Source organism: Streptomyces sp. NPDC058653, from assembly GCF_042716895.1.
Classification (GTDB): domain Bacteria; phylum Actinomycetota; class Actinomycetes; order Streptomycetales; family Streptomycetaceae; genus Streptomyces.
The window spans coordinates 104,612-119,468 of sequence record NZ_JBHXRM010000021.1 but is presented as its reverse complement, the minus strand read 5'-3'; the positions used below and the strand labels follow the sequence as shown (position 1 = coordinate 119,468).

General features: G+C 71.4%; 10 protein-coding genes. 5 read left to right on the top strand and 5 right to left on the bottom strand.

Features of this window, described 5'->3' with window-relative positions; genetic code table 11:
- The first annotated feature begins 176 nt into the window (after positions 1 to 176).
- Positions 177 to 2,366, top strand: a complete 2,190-nt coding sequence (locus ACFWU9_RS19635; protein WP_384319993.1) for an MMPL family transporter — start codon at positions 177 to 179, stop codon at positions 2,364 to 2,366.
- A 34-nt stretch (positions 2,367 to 2,400) separates the two neighbouring features.
- On the opposite strand, the gene ACFWU9_RS19630 is transcribed toward ACFWU9_RS19635, so the two are convergent.
- From ACFWU9_RS19630 to ACFWU9_RS19620, 3 genes are all read right to left on the bottom strand, one after another.
- Complete coding sequence (locus ACFWU9_RS19630) at positions 2,401 to 3,396, bottom strand: sporulation protein (RefSeq protein ID WP_384319991.1); 996 nt, start codon at positions 3,394 to 3,396, stop codon at positions 2,401 to 2,403.
- Between the two features lie 121 nt (positions 3,397 to 3,517).
- Positions 3,518 to 5,755, bottom strand: a complete 2,238-nt coding sequence (locus ACFWU9_RS19625; RefSeq protein WP_384319989.1) for an MMPL family transporter — start codon at positions 5,753 to 5,755, stop codon at positions 3,518 to 3,520.
- A 94-nt stretch (positions 5,756 to 5,849) separates the two neighbouring features.
- Positions 5,850 to 6,494, bottom strand: coding sequence for a TetR/AcrR family transcriptional regulator (locus ACFWU9_RS19620; protein WP_384319987.1), 645 nt, complete (start codon positions 6,492 to 6,494; stop codon positions 5,850 to 5,852).
- A 270-nt stretch (positions 6,495 to 6,764) separates the two neighbouring features.
- On the opposite strand from ACFWU9_RS19620, the gene ACFWU9_RS19615 reads away from it, so the two are divergent.
- The gene (locus ACFWU9_RS19615) at positions 6,765 to 7,481 is read left to right on the top strand and encodes a DedA family protein (RefSeq protein WP_384319985.1); all 717 of its coding nucleotides are present in this window, start codon (positions 6,765 to 6,767) and stop codon (positions 7,479 to 7,481) included.
- A 558-nt stretch (positions 7,482 to 8,039) separates the two neighbouring features.
- Here the strand turns inward: ACFWU9_RS19615 and ACFWU9_RS19610 are convergent.
- Both ACFWU9_RS19610 and ACFWU9_RS19605 read right to left on the bottom strand, forming a co-directional pair.
- On the bottom strand, positions 8,040 to 10,670 hold the full coding sequence (locus ACFWU9_RS19610) for a phosphoketolase (protein ID WP_384319983.1): 2,631 nt from the start codon (positions 10,668 to 10,670) through the stop codon (positions 8,040 to 8,042).
- A 209-nt stretch (positions 10,671 to 10,879) separates the two neighbouring features.
- Positions 10,880 to 11,935, bottom strand: coding sequence for an aldo/keto reductase (locus tag ACFWU9_RS19605; RefSeq protein ID WP_384319981.1), 1,056 nt, complete (start codon positions 11,933 to 11,935; stop codon positions 10,880 to 10,882).
- Between the two features lie 123 nt (positions 11,936 to 12,058).
- Here ACFWU9_RS19605 and ACFWU9_RS19600 point away from each other — a divergent pair, with 123 nt between their 5' ends.
- From ACFWU9_RS19600 to ACFWU9_RS19590, 3 genes are all read left to right on the top strand, one after another.
- Positions 12,059 to 12,682 (top strand): TetR/AcrR family transcriptional regulator, encoded by a 624-nt coding sequence (locus ACFWU9_RS19600; RefSeq protein WP_384319978.1) that lies wholly within the window; start codon positions 12,059 to 12,061, stop codon positions 12,680 to 12,682.
- 202 nt (positions 12,683 to 12,884) lie between these two features.
- Complete coding sequence (locus ACFWU9_RS19595) at positions 12,885 to 13,946, top strand: threonine/serine dehydratase (RefSeq protein WP_384319976.1); 1,062 nt, start codon at positions 12,885 to 12,887, stop codon at positions 13,944 to 13,946.
- Between the two features lie 218 nt (positions 13,947 to 14,164).
- Positions 14,165 to 14,725: a hypothetical protein gene (locus ACFWU9_RS19590; RefSeq protein ID WP_384319974.1), complete on the top strand. Its 561-nt coding sequence runs from the start codon at positions 14,165 to 14,167 to the stop codon at positions 14,723 to 14,725.
- The last annotated feature ends 132 nt before the right edge of the window (positions 14,726 to 14,857 follow it).

Here is a 14,857-nt window from a genome sequence, read left to right as displayed (position 1 = left end):
GCCGTCTGTACGGACTTTCGGCGCACCCGTGCGGGGCCGGTCCCCGCTCCGCCCGGCGCGGCGCACGGGCGAGTGACCCGCCCACGTTGGAGTGACGTTTCGCCATAACGGCCCGGATGTCGCGTAGTTCTTCATTCGTCCTGTCCGGCCACCCGACATCCCGGCGGAGAAACATCGTGTCTCGTCTGGCCCACTGGTGCTTCCTGCACCGCCGCGCGGTGGTGGCCGGCTGGCTCCTGATCCTCGTCGCCACCGTCGCCCTCAGCCAGACGTTCGGCAGCAGGTACAACGAGAGCGCCAGCCTGCCCGGCACCGACGCGCAGGCCGCCGTGACCCTCCTCACCGAGAACTTCCCGCAGGCGTCGGGCGAGGGCGACCAGATCGTCATCGAGGCCACCGGCGGCGCCACCGTCCACTCGGACTCGGTGCGGAACCTGGTCACGACGATGCTCGCGAAGGTCGCCGACATCCCCGGCATCGCCTCGGTCGTCAGCCCGTACAGCCCGGAGGGCGCCAAGCAGATCAGCCGGGACGGCACCATCGCCTTCGCCGCCGTGAACTGGAGAATGCGCGCCGCCGACGTCACGACGGACGACGCCCGGACGCTGATCACCACCGCCAAGGCAGCCGCCGCGCCCAACGTCCGTATCTCGCTGGGCGGTCCGGCGATCGCCGCCGAGGAGAGCTCGGGACCCGGCCTCTCGGTGGTGGTCGGCGCCGTCGCCGCGCTGCTGATCCTGCTGATCGTCTTCGGCGGCGCGCTGTTCGCCTCGCTGATGCCGCTGGTGACCGCGGGGGTCGCGCTGTTCATCGGCACCTCCCTGATCAGCCTGGTCTCACACGTCATGGACACCCCGAGCGTCTCCAGCGATCTCGCCGTACTGATCGGGCTCGGCGTCGGCATCGACTACGGCCTGTTCATCATCAGCCGCCATCGCAGCGCGGTGAAGTCCGGGATGCCGTACGAGGCGGCGACCGTGCAGGCGGTCAACACCTCCGGGCGGACCGTGCTGTTCGCCGGGATCACCGTGTGCATCGCGCTGCTCGGGCAGTTCGCGCTGGGGATCGACTTCCTGTACGGGCTGTCCCTGGCGTCCGCGCTCACGGTCGCCCTGACGATGGCCACCTCACTGACCTTCCTGCCCGCCATGCTCGGCTTCCTCGGCCCCAAGACCCTCTCGCGGAGGGAGCGTCGCGCACACGAGGAGAAGGGACCGGTCGCCGACGACGCCGCCGGATTCTGGCTGCACTGGGCGAGGTTCGTGGAGAGGGGCAGGGTCCCGGTCGCCGCGTGCGCCCTGGCGCTGGTCGTCGTGGTCGCGCTGCCGCTGTTCTCGCTGCGCCTCGGATCGTCGGGCGCCGCGAACGACCCCACGGACTCCACCACCCACCAGGCGTACACCACCCTGGCCAGGGGGTTCGGGCCCGGCTTCAACGGGCCGTTCCAGCTGGTGACGGAGCTCGAATCGCCCGACGACGCGAAGGCGTTCGACACCTTCCTCGCCGCCGCCGCCAAGACGCCGGGCGTGGCCGCCGTGACCCCGGCGACGGCCTCGCCCAACGGGAAGGTGGCACTGGCGATCCTCTATCCGAGCACCGGTCCGGGCGCGGAGCGGACCGTCACCCTGGTGAGTACCGTCCGCGACCTGGCGCCCAGGGCCGAGGGGCCCGGCCATCCGCCCGTCCATGTGGGCGGAGTGACGCCGACCAACATCGACTTCTCGCGGGTGCTGAGCGACAAACTGCCGCTGTTCATCGCCGTCGTCGTCATCCTGGCGTTCCTGCTGCTGGTCGCGGTCTTCCGGAGTCTGCTGATCCCGCTGGTGGCGGCGGTGATGAACCTGCTGTCCGTCGGCGCCGCGCTCGGCGCGCTGAACGCCGTGTTCACCTGGGGCTGGGGCCTCTCGGTGCTCAACGTGCCGGTCGCCGGGCCGGTCGACGCCTTCATCCCGGTTCTGCTGTTCTCGGTGCTGTTCGGGCTCTCGATGGACTACGAGGTGTATCTCGTCAGCAGGATGCAGGAGGAGTGGCACCACCGGCGGCGGAGCTCGTCGCACACGGACGAGGTCGAGGCCAACCACTGGGCGGTGACGAACGGTCAGGCGAAGACGGGCCGGGTCATCGCGGCGGCGGCCGGGATCATGATCCTGGTGTTCGGCTCGTTCCTGATCGGCGACAACCACGTGCTCCAGGAATTCGGATTCGGCCTGGCCTTCGCCGTACTCGTCGACGCCCTGATCATCAGAGGGCTGCTCGTGCCGGCCCTGATGCATCTGATCGGGCCCCTCAACTGGGCTCTGCCCGGGTGGCTGAGCCGGATCGTGCCGAATCTCTCGATCGAGCCGACGCGACAGGATCCACGCTGAGGGGCGCGAACAGGGGCCTCTGGCCTCTCGCCCTCTAGCCTTCTTCCTCCGCTTCCTCTTCCTCGTCACCCTCGAAGAAGTCCCCGACCTCGTCGACGACTTCGGCGGCCACCATGCCGCCCGCCACACCGACGGCCACCCCGGCCGCCCCGGCGGCGACCGCCGAGCCGGAGCCGTGGGCGTGGCCATGGCCGTGGGCGTGGCTGTGACCGGAGTTGTGACCGAAATCGTGGCCGGAGCTGTGGCCGTGACCCGGGTGGGCGGCGGCGAGCTGGTCGATCCAGCCCTTGACCACCGTGTTCCAGTCGGTGTGCAGCACGTCCTCGTGCGCGACGGCGTATCGGTTCAGGGCGTCGTCCACACCCGATTCCCCCCGGCCGTCGGCCTCCAGGACGACCTCCGTCCCGCCCTCGTGGGCCAGGAACGTCACCTCGATCTCGTTCAGCCGGTGCGCGTAGCCCGGCGCGGGGATCAGCTCGATCTCCTGGTAGAACGGCAGCTGTTGGCCGCTCCCGTTGATGTGCCCCAGCTCCAGGTCCGCCGACTTGAAGCCGAATCCGAGCTGGCCGAACGCCTCCAGCACGGCCTCCTGCACCGCCAGCGGCCGTACGGCGAACAGATCGAAGTCGCCCTTGTCCCTGGCGCCCGCGATCTCCAGCTCCGTCCGTACGCCCAGCGTGATGCCGAGCGCTTCACCGTGCAGCTCGGAGACAGGTGTCTCCCACGGCAGCGTCACCGCGAACGGCACGCGGTACGAGTCCTCCTCGCCCAGCCGGAAGCCGCCGCCGATCTCGTACCGCTCGAACGCGACGAGGCCCTCGCTCTCGCCGTCCTCGCCCAGCCCGTGCTCCGCCTCGACGCGGGCGACGAGTTCCAGGCCGACGCGCTCGATGTCGTACGGCGCGCTGCCGCCGGCCAGCCGCACCTCTCCCCGCAGGGTGGAGCCCGGCCGGACCGCACCGTCCTCCAGCACCGTCTCCACCGTCGGCCCACCCACGCCGAGTGAACCGAGCAGCCGCTTGAACACCATGGAGGTGTTCCTCCTTCATTCCCGGACTTCTGATACGCGTTGACTTCTGACGTACGCGTGCTTCTACATTTCTGTAGAAGTACGCGTCAATCATACGGAGTTGACGGCGGCGGGCCCGCTCTCAGACCCTGACGGCGTCCGCGTCCTTGTCCTTGTCCTTGTCGGCCGCGCGCCGCCGCTGCTCCGGTACGAGCTCGCGCTGAAGGCTCTCACCCTCGATGTCGAGGTTGGGCAGGATCCGGTCAACGGAGCGCGGCAGCCACCAGGCGGCCCGGCCGAGCAGCGACATGACCGCCGGGACCAGCGCCATGCGCACGACGAACGCGTCGACGAGCACACCGACGGCCAGCGCGAATCCCATCGACTTGATGATCGGGTCCGGCATGAAGATGAACCCGCCGAAGACCGCCGTCATGATCAGAGCGGCGGCCGTGACGACGCGCGCGTTGTGACCCATACCGCTGACCGTCGCCTCCTGGGCTCCGGCGCCGTGGACGAAGTCCTCACGCATACGTGAGACGAGGAAGACCTCGTAGTCCATCGCCAGGCCGAAGAGGATGCCGATGAGCAGGATCGGCAGGAAGCTCACCAGCGGTCCCGGGACGTCGATGCCCACCAGCTCGGCGAAGGTGCCCTGTTGGAAGATCGCCACGGTGATGCCGAAGGTGGCACCGATGGTGAGGAGGAACCCGAGGGCCGCCTTCACCGGCACCAGGAGCGACCGGAAGACGAGCATCAGCAGCAGGATCGACAGACCGACCACGAGCAGCAGATAGACCAGCATCGCGTCCGCGACCTTCTCGGAGACGTCGATACCGACCGCCGTGGTGCCGGAGAGCTCGACCTCCGCGCCCTTCGCGCCCGCGACACCCCCGTCCCCGATGTCGGCGACGCGGTCGCGGACGGTGTGCACGACGTTCTCGGTGGCCTCGTCCGTGGGGCCGGCCTTGGGTATGACGGTGAGGAGCGCGGTGGTGCCCTGCTTGTTCAGCAGGGGCGGGGCGACGGTGAGGACGTCCTTGGTGGCCTTGATCCGCGCGGCGGCCTCCTTGGCGGCGGCCGAGGTGGTCGCCGCGTCGTCGCTGGAGACGACCGCGATCAGGCGGCCGTTGAAGCCGGGACCGAATCCCTCGCTCGTCAGGTCGTACGCCTCGCGGATGGCGGAACCCTCAGCCGCGGTGCCCGCGTCGGGGAGCGCGAGGCGCATGTCGGAGGCGGGCAGCGCGAGTACGCCGAGGCCGAGGATGCCGACGAGGAGGACCGGGACGCGGAAGCGGGTGACGGTACGGCCCCAGCGGAAGCCGGCGCCCTCGCGGGGCTGCTCGGCGGGGTCGCCGGCCTCGGCCGGCGCGTGCCCGGCGCGCTGCTTGCGGGGCAGTACACGGTCGCCCGCGAACCCGATGAGCGCCGGCAGCAGGGTGAGCGCGACCAGGACGGCGACGGCGACCGTACCCGCGGCGGCCAGGCCCATCACGCTCAGGAAGGGGATGTTGACGACGGTCAGGCCCGCGAGCGCGATGACGACGGTGGCGCCCGCGAAGACCACGGCCGAGCCCGCGGTCCCGACCGCGCGGCCGGCCGCCTCCTCGGCGTCCACGCCTTCGGCCAGGTACTGCCGGTGCCGGGACGTGATGAACAGCGAGTAGTCGATACCGACCGCGAGCCCCAGCATGAGCGCCAGGATGGGGGCGGTGCTGGTGAGTTCGACCACGCTGCTCAGGGCGAACAGCCCGGCCATCCCGGCCGCGACGCCGACGAGCGCGTTCAGCAGGGTCATACCGGCGGCCACCATGGAGCCGAAGGTCACGACGAGGACGCCGGCGGCGATCAGGACACCGATCGCCTCGGTGGAGCCCACCTCGACCTCGGACTTGAGCACTTCACCGCCGTGCTCGACCCGGAGCCCGTTCTCCTCCTCGGCGGCACCGACCTTCTCGTACGCGGCGCGCTGCTCGTCGGTCACCTCGTCCGCGACGGTGTCGAACTGCACCTGGACCAGGGCGTACCGACCGTCCTCGGAGACGGTCCCGGCCTGGAACGGGTCCACCGCGCCGACCACACCCGGGACGGCTGCCGCATCTCGTACCACCGGCGCCACGGCGGCCTTGTCGAGCGTGCCGCCCTCGGGCGCGGCCAGGACGATGGTGCCGGTCGTGCCGCTGGCCTGCGGGAACTGCTTCTTGAGCGCGTCCAGCGCGTGCTGGGACTCGGTGCCCGGGATGGTGAACTTGTCGCTGGTGGGGCCCATGAGCCCGGCGGCGGCTCCGCCGAGCAGGGCGAGCAGGAGCAGCCAGACGGCGACGACGCGCTTGCGCCGGCGGAAGGAGAACCGGCCGAGCCGGTACAGGAGGGAAGCCATGGCGGAGGTTTCTCTTCTCGGTTCGGTGGTCGGGGGGGGTGAGTGCTTGGGGGTACGGGGGGGGTGGGGGATGGGGCGGGCGGAGAGGGGTGGGTCAGTCGGTGGGTGGGGCGGGGGCGGGCTCTGGGGCGGGGTCGGGGTCGTGGGCAGGGGCGGGGGGCGGCTCGGGGTCGGGGTCGGGCGTCAACTCCGGGTCGGAGTCCGGTCGTAGCGTGCGCAGGGCGCCGCGGATCAGTTCGGCGCGCAGTCGCTCGTCCGGTACGGCGATGTCGCTCGCGCCCGTGACGAAGACGGCCCCGAGGACCATGTAGGCCGCGACCACGTCCCGTGCCTCGGTCGACCGCCCGGCGAGCGCGTCCAGCAACCCGTCGACTATGGCGGGGACATGCCCGAGCGCCGGGTGCGTGGTCATACCGGGGATGTCGGCGAAGAGGATCTTGACCTCGCGCCGGAAGCGCATGGCGAGATCGACGTAACCGGTGACGGCCGCCTCCGCCGCCTCGCTCCCGTCGAGGGGGGCGAGCCGCGCGTCGAGCGCGGCGAGTCCCTCGCCGGCGGGGGTCAGCAGCTCGGTGAGGATCGCGTCCTTGCTGGTGAAGTGGTAGAGCAGCGAGGCCTTCGAGCAGCCGACGGCCGTCGCTATGTCGTGCAGGGACGTGCCCTCGTAGCCGCGCGTCGCGAACAACTGCAACGCCGATTCCAGGATGTGTCCGCGCAGCGCGGAGGCGGGACGTGCCATGCCCCCACCATAACTGTCCGATCGGTCAGCTATGACACGAGGGGGTGACCGGACGGCCCGTCACCTCCTTGCGGAGAACCGCAGGGTGGGGAATGCGGAATCCCGCAGCGAGCCGGGTGGTAACCCGCATTCCGGGGGCAGCCTGTGCTTTCTACGGTGGTGGCGAGGCGTCGGGCGAGGAGCGGAGTCCCGCCGGTCGCCTCCACCCACCGCCGACCGCCCACCGACCGCCCGCCAACTGCCCCTCAACCGCCGGCTTGGAGACAGCACATGGACGTCGTAGCGCTCGCCCTCCCCCAGGAACCCGCGGGCGGTATCGCCGGCTGGGCCGCCGAACTGGTCGACACGATGGGGGCGCCGGGCGCGGGCCTCGCCATCGCGCTGGAGAATCTCTTCCCGCCGCTGCCGAGCGAGGTCATCCTGCCGCTGACCGGTTTCGCGGCGGGGCAGGGGATCATCAGCCTGGCTTCCGCGCTCTTCTGGACCACGCTCGGTTCGGTGGTGGGCGCGGCCGTCCTGTACTGGGTCGGGATGCTCTTCGGCCGCGAGCGGATGCATGCGATCTGGGCGAAGCTGCCGCTGGTGAAGGACGCCGATCTGGTGCGTACGGAGGAGTGGTTCGCCAGGCACGGCACGAAGGCGGTCTTCTTCGGCCGGATGGTGCCGATATTCCGGAGCCTGATCTCGGTCCCCGCCGGTGTCGAGCGCATGCGGTTGCCGGTCTTCATCACCCTGACCACGCTCGGCAGCCTGATCTGGAACTCGGTGCTGGTGCTGGCCGGATACTGGCTCGGCGACCGGTGGGACCTGGTGGAGAAGTACGTCGGCGTGGCGTCCAAGGCCGTTCTCGCACTGATCGTGCTCTCGGCCGTCACGTATGTGCTCGTACGGGTGCGCTCCCGCGATGGTCGGGGCGGTCGGGATGGTCGGGATGGTCGGGACGGACGCGGCGGTCAGCGGGGCGGCGGCCGACGCGCGGGCGCCTAGCCGCAGGGCTGGGGCCCGTGCGGGACGGACGGCTCCCCCGCCCAAGCGGGCAGGACGTGCCCGGCGGGCGCCACGGCGACGGCCCTGACCGGGGCCGGCGGTCGCGATGAACGCGGCGGGCAGCGGGGCAGTGGCCGGCATAGCCGAGGCGCGGGCGTTAGCCGCAGGCCGGAGCCCCGACCGGGACGGACGGCTCCCCCGCCCAAGCGCGCAGGACGTGCCCGACGGGCGGCACGGCGGCGGCCGTGACCGGGGGCGGCGGACGCGGCGGGCAGCGGGGCGGGGGCCGGCACGGCCGACGCACGGGCGCCTAGCCGCAGGGCTGGGGCCCGTGCGGGACGGACGGCTCCCCCGTCCACGCGGGCAGGACGTACCCGGCGGGCGGCGGGGCGGGGGCCGGCACGGCCGACGCGCGGGCGCCCAGCCGCAGGGCTGGGGCCCATGCGGGACGGACGGCTCCCCCGCCCGCGCGGGCAGGACGTACCCGGCGGGTGGCAGGCGCGCCGAGGGGCGGGGGACACCCCCGTAACCCCGTCGCCGGACCCGCCGACGGGGGCGTCAGGCCTCCCAGCGCCAGTCCGAGACCTCCGGCAGATCCACCCCGTGTTCGCGGATCCAGCTGTGGTGGCGGGTCCTGGTGTCCTCCATGACCTGGCGTACGTCCGCCGCCCGCACGCCCAGCCCGGGCACCCGGTCGATGACGTCCATCACCAGGCGGTAGCGGTCCAGGTCGTTGCGGACGACCATGTCGAAGGGCGTGGTCGTGGTGCCCATCTCCTTGTAGCCACGGACATGCAGGTTCGCGTGGCCGATACGGCGGTAGGTGAGGCGGTGGATCAGCCACGGGTAGCCGTGGTACGCGAAGATCACCGGCTTGTCCGTGGTGAACAGGTCGTCGTACTCGGCCTCGGCCATCCCGTGCGGATGCTCCTCGCGGGGCATCAGCCGCGCCATGTCGACGACGTTGACCACGCGCACCGCCAGCTCCGGCAGATGCCGGCGCAACAGGCCGGCCGCGGCGATGATCTCCTGGGTGGGCACGTCCCCCGCGCAGGCCAGGACGGCGTCCGGCTCCCGGGTCCCGTCCTCCGTACCGGCCCACTTCCACAGCCCCGCGCCACGGGCGCAGTGCGCGCGCGCCTCGTCCATGGTGAGCCAGTCGAAGCCGGGCTGCTTGCCGGCGACGACGACGTTCACGTAGTCCCGGCTGCGCAGCACATGGTCGGCCACGGAGAGCAGGGTGTTGGCGTCCGGCGGAAGGTAGACCCGTACGACTTCCGGGCTCTTGTTGAGTACGTGGTCGACGAAGCCCGGGTCCTGGTGGGAGAAGCCGTTGTGGTCCTGGCGCCAGACGTGCGAGGTCAGCAGGTAGTTGAGGGACGCCACCGGCCGGCGCCAGGGCAACTCCCTCGATGTCTTCAGCCACTTGATGTGCTGGTTGACCATCGAGTCCACGATGTGCACGAAGGCCTCGTAGCAGGAGAAGAGCCCATGACGGCCCGTCAGGAGATAGCCCTCCAGCCAGCCCTGGCACAGATGCTCGGAGAGGATCTCCATCACCCGGCCGTCGCGGGCCAGATGTTCGTCGGTGGGCAGGATGCGTGACTGCCAGGCCTTGCCGGTCTCGTCGAAGAGCGCCTCCAGGCGGTTGGACGCGGTCTCATCCGGCCCCACGACCCGGAAGTCCCTGCGGTCGGCGGTGTCGGCCATGATCCGGGCCAGCAACCCGCCGAGCACGCGGGTGGGTTCGTGCAGCGCCACACCGGGCCTGTCGACCTGGACGGCGAAGTCGTCGAGCGGCGGGACCGGCAGATCGCGGACGAGCAGGCCACCGTTGGCGTGCGGGGTGGCGCCGAGACGGCGGGTGCCGGCCGGGATACGGGACAGGACCTGCGCGGTGGGGCGGCCGTCCCGGTCGAAGAGTTCCTCGGGGCCGTACGAACGCAGCCATGCCTCCAGTTGGGCGAGGTGCGCCGGGTTCTCGCGTACGGCGGAGAGCGGGACCTGGTGGGAACGCCAGGTCCCCTCGACCGGCAGCCCGTCGACCTCGCCGGGGCCGGTCCAGCCCTTGGGCGTGCGCAGCACGATCATGGGCCAGGCGGGGGCTCCGTCGGGCGCGTCCCGCGTGTCCCGCCCCGCCTGCGTGTCCCGCCCCGCCTGCGTGTCCCGTGCTTCCCACGCGTCCCGTGCTTCTCGCTGGATCTCGGCGATGCGGTCGGCGGCGCGGTCGAGTGCCGCCGCCAGGGCGCGGTGGACCTCGGAGGGGTCGCTGCCCGCCACGTACAACGGTTCGTGGCCGTATCCACGGAGCAGAGCGTCCAGTTGGTCGTCGGGGACACGGGCGAGGACGGTGGGGTTGGCGATCTTGTAGCCGTTGAGGTGCAGGATCGGCAGGACGGCGCCGTCGTGGACCGGGTCGAGGAACTTGTTGGCGTGCCACGACCCGGCCAGCGGACCCGTCTCGGCCTCGCCGTCGCCGATCACGCAGGCGACGAGGAGGTCGGGGTTGTCGAGCGCGGCGCCGTACGCGTGGGCGAGGGAGTAGCCGAGTTCGCCGCCCTCGTGGATGGAACCGGGGGTCTCGGGGGCGACATGGCTGGGGACTCCGCCGGGGAAGGAGAACTGCCGGAAGAGCCGGTCCATACCGGCCGCGTCACGGGTCACATCGGGATAGGTCTCCGTGTACGAGCCCTCCAGCCACGAGTTGGCCAGCACGGCCGGTCCGCCGTGTCCGGGACCCCAGATGCAGAGCATGGAGAGGTCACGGTTCTTGATGAGCCGGTTGAGGTGGGTGTGAATGAGGTTGAGGCCCGGGGAGGTCCCCCAGTGGCCGAGAAGCCGTGGCTTGATGTGCTCGGGGCGCAGGGGCTCGGTGAGGAGCGCGTTCGCCATGAGATAGATCTGGCCGACGGCGAGATAGTTCGCGGCGCGCCAGTGCGCGTCGAGCGCGGCAAGCTCTTCGCCGGACAGGCTTGCGCCGGTCGAGCCTGCGCCCGCCCGGTCCGCGCCGGTCGGGCCTGCGCCCGCACGGTCCGCACCTGTCAGGTGTGCGCCTGTCCGGTCCGCGTCCGTCAGGTCCCCGCCCCTCAGGTCCCCGCCCGTCAGGTCCGCGTCCGCGCCGGTCGGTACGGTGCCGCGCTTCGTACCCCGCTTGCCCTTCGCCTTCGCCGTCCGCTTCTCCAGCCGCATGGGTCTTCTCTCCCTCGTCACGTCGCCACAGGGTGGGTGAGATACGCCGGCCGGTCACCGTGTGTGCTCGTCGGCATCGATCCCGGTCACCGTCGCACAGCGTGGGCGGGGCGGTGGCAGAGGCTGACCGGCCCTGTCGGGGGATGTTCGGTTCCTCGCCCTCGTACCCGGAAGCCGCGCGCCCACGCGGTCAGCGACCGGCGATGCGGTCAGCGACGGGCGCCGGCGAGGGGCAGGGGCGAGGGGTTGAGGCGGGCGAAGCCCTCCTGGCGCTCGTACGGGAAGTAGGGATACGGCGCCACCTTGGCGCTCGCCGCGTCCAGCCGGGCCACCTGCCCGGGCGTCAGCTCCCACCCCACGGCGCCGATGTTCTGGAGCAGTTGCGCTTCGTTACGTGCTCCGATGATCACCGTGGAGACGGTCGGTCGCCCCAGCAGCCAGTTGATGGCCACCTGCGGAACGCTCTTGCCCGTCTCCTCCGCGATCCCGTCGAGCGCGTCGATCACGCGGTAGAGATGGTCGTCCTCGACCGGGGGCCCGAAGTCGGCCGTCCGGTGCAGCCGGCTGCCTTCGGGCAGCGGCCGGCCACGGCGCAGTTTGCCGGTGAGCCTCCCCCACCCCAGCGGGCTCCAGACCATCGCCCCGACGCCTTGGTCGAGACCGAGCGGCAGCAGTTCCCATTCGTAGTCGCGGCCGACGAGGGAGTAGTAGACCTGGTGCGCGACATAGCGGGGGTGGCCGTGCCGCTCGGCGGCGGCGAGCGACTTCATCAGCTGCCAGCCGGAGAAGTTGGAGACCCCGGCGTAACGGATCTTCCCGGACCGTACGAGCTGGTCGAGCGCCGACAGCACCTCCTCGACCGGTGTGGCGGCATCGAACGCGTGCAGCTGGAAGAGGTCGATGTGGTCCGTGCCCAGTCTGCGCAGCGCGTCCTCCGTGGCCCGGATCAACCGTGAACGCGAGGAGCCCGCGTCCGTCGGCCCGTCACCCATCGGCAGGCTCGTCTTGGTCGACAGCAGCACCTCGTCGCGGCGGCCCTTGATCGCCTGGCCGAGGACCTCCTCGGAGGCGCCCGCCGAGTACACGTCCGCCGTGTCGAACAGCGTGATGCCCGCCTCCAGGCAGATGTCCACGAGCCGGCGCGCCTCCTGGGCGTCGGTGTTCCCCCAGGCACCGAAGAGCGGTCCCTGACCGCCGAACGTGCCTGCTCCGAAGCTGAGAACCGGGACCTTGAGCCCGGACGCGCCCAACTGCCTGTACTCCATGACCGACCCCTCATCCGAGACCTTCGAGCATTAACGGGACCACAGTCCCTTTAGTTGCCGTCAACGTAACAGAGGATCCGGCCTAATGAAACCGTGGTCCCGTTATGAGAGGGTGGTGCGGTGATGAGCGCTGAGGAGAACGTCGACGCCGCCGGCGATCCCGGGACTCTGCGCCCCGGAGGCCGTACAGCACGTGTGAGGGCCGCCGTCCTCCGCACGGCGGGGGACGCCCTCGCCGAGGGCGGCTTCGCGCGCCTCGATCTCGCCGACATCGCGCGGCGCGCGGACGTCGGGAAGTCGACGGTGTACCGCCGCTGGGGAACGGTGGCCGGCCTCGTCGCCGACCTGCTCAGCGACATGGCCGAACAGTCGCTGCCGCGCACCGAGACCGGCTCGCTCCTCGGTGACCTGCGGGCCAACGCCGAACTCGTACGCCGCACGCTGGCCGACCCGCGTCAGGGCGCGCTCTTCAAAGCGGTGATCGCGGCGGCGACGACGGACGCGAGGACCGCCGAGGCGCTGCATCGCTTCTACGAGATCCGGATCGCCGAGTGGGCGCCGTGCGTCGAACAGGCCGTGCGGCGCGGCGAGCTGCCGGAGGGGACCGACGCGTACGAGGTGATCCGCGCGGTCTCGGCCCCCCTCTACTACCGCCTGCTGACCAGCGACGCGCCCTTGGACAGGGCGGCGGGGGTGCGGGCGGCAGAGGCGGCAGCGGCGGCGGCGAAGGCGGGGGTCTACGCGTAGACCGGGGCTCTTCGCGCAGGCCAGGGATTTACGCGAGGCCGGAGCTCTACGCGCAGGCCAGGGCTCTACGCGAGGCCGCGGCTTCGCCGGCCCGCAAGACTGCCTCCGCGCGTATCCGTACCCCCGGCCGATTCCTCGGGACCCGATCTGTACGGTCTCTTCTGAGGCGGCAGCAATCAGGCGTCAACAGGAGGTACGTGTCGTGATCGGCATCTCGGACATCGAAGCGGCGGCGCGCCTGATCGCCGGACATGTCGTGCGCACGCCGACGGTCGAGAGCCCCGGCCTTTCGGCGCTGCTCGGGGTCCCCGTCACCGCGAAGCTTGAGCTGTTGCAGCGCACGGGCTCCTTCAAGGCACGCGGCGCGACGGCGAAGCTGCTGTCGCTGAACGAGGCCGACCGCGCGGCCGGTGTCGTCGCGGTGAGCGGTGGCAACCACGCCATCTCCGTCGCGGTCATGGCCAACTCGCTGGGCGTGAAGGCCACCGTCGTCATGCCGAAGTCCGCGCCCGCGCGCGCCGTCGAGATCGCGGAGGCGGCCGGAGCGACGGTGCGACTGACGGACACGATGGACGGCGCCTTCGCACTCATGGCACAGCTCCAGGCCGACGGCATGACCATGGTGCACCCCTTCGACGACCCGCTCGTCGTGGCGGGACAGGGCACGGTCGGCCTCGAACTCGCCGAGGACGCGCCCGGGTTGGGCGCTGGGGTGGGGTCGGGGGGCGGGTCCGGGTCTGGTGCGGGGGTCGGGTCGGGGTCGGGGTCCGGGTCCGACGCGGCGAGTGCCGAGGGCACCGGCCTGACGGACGTACTGGTCAGCATCGGCGGCGGCGCGCTGATCTCCGGCGTCGCGGCGGCTCTGCACGCGCGACTGCCCGGCGTCCGGGTCTGGGGCGTCGAGACCGAAGGCGCTCAGGCCATGTCGGACGCCCTGGCCGCCGGGGGCCCGCGGCCGACCCAGCTGTCGTCGATCGTCTCCACCCTCAGCGCCCCGACCGTCTCGCAGCTCACCTACGACCATGTGTCGGCCCTGGTCAGCGAGGTACTCGTGGTCTCGGACGCCGAGGCCGTCCAGGGCACCCTCGATCTCGCGAACCACGCGAAGGTCTGGGCCGAACCCGCCGCCGGCTGCCTCCTCCCGGCCGCCCGTCTCGTACGGGAACGCGTCGGCGGCGATGTCCACCTGGGCCTGGTCCTGTGCGGCGGCAACGCGACCACGACGGACGTCATCTCCTGGGCCGAACGCTTCAACCTCCGCTGAACCACACCTCCTTGGACCCCCGCCCTGACCAGGGGCGGGGGTTCTTTGCGTATCCGTATGTCGGCCCACCCGGATAGGCGGGCGGCACGGGCGCACGTACTTTGCTGGCGATCCCCCCATGTACGGGCCCGCTCCACGGGCCAGGTCTCGCGGCGCTGTCCACGGCGGGTCGCCCCGACGTGAACGTGTGCGCCACTCCCCCCACAAGGAGATATGTCATGCTCTCGTCAATCCGAAGAATCGCTGGGGCATCAGCCGTCGCGGCCGCCCTTCTCTTCGCGCTCCCCATGTCGGCCAACGCCGTCGAGAACAGTGACACCGCCCGTCCCGCCGCCGTGACGCAGACCGCCCAGGCCTCCGTCGCCGACCCGGCCCCGTCCCCCCGCTTCGAGACCGGTGACCTCTCGAACCTCCCGCCGGTGAGCGCCGACAAGCGGGACGTCCGCGTACCGGCGTGGAGCTACCACATCACCTCGTCCTGCAGCGGTCGCGAAGGCGCGATACGCCAGGGCGCCAACTACTGGGGCAGCGCCACCGAGACGGCCTCCAGCGGCACACCGGTCTCCTGTGTCGGCGGCTACATCCAGGGCTGCGGCGGCGGCAACGTCGTGGGCTGCAACTGGGGCGCGGGCCAGCGCATCGAACTCTCCACCATGGTCGGCGACTTCGCTCTCCTCGCCGCCCACGAGTTCGGCCACAACTGGTACGGCCACTCGGGCACAGGCTGCGCGAGCTGGGCAAGCCAGGCCGACGTGATGCGCACGACCATGTGCAGCTGATACGTCACCGGCTCACCCCTCTCCACCGGAACTGACCGGCCCCCGGCCGGTACCGAGCGGGCCGACCCAGGCAAACGGGTCGGCCCGCTTCCCGTCGCCCTCCGCGGCTCGGCCACGCCGCCCGACCACCGC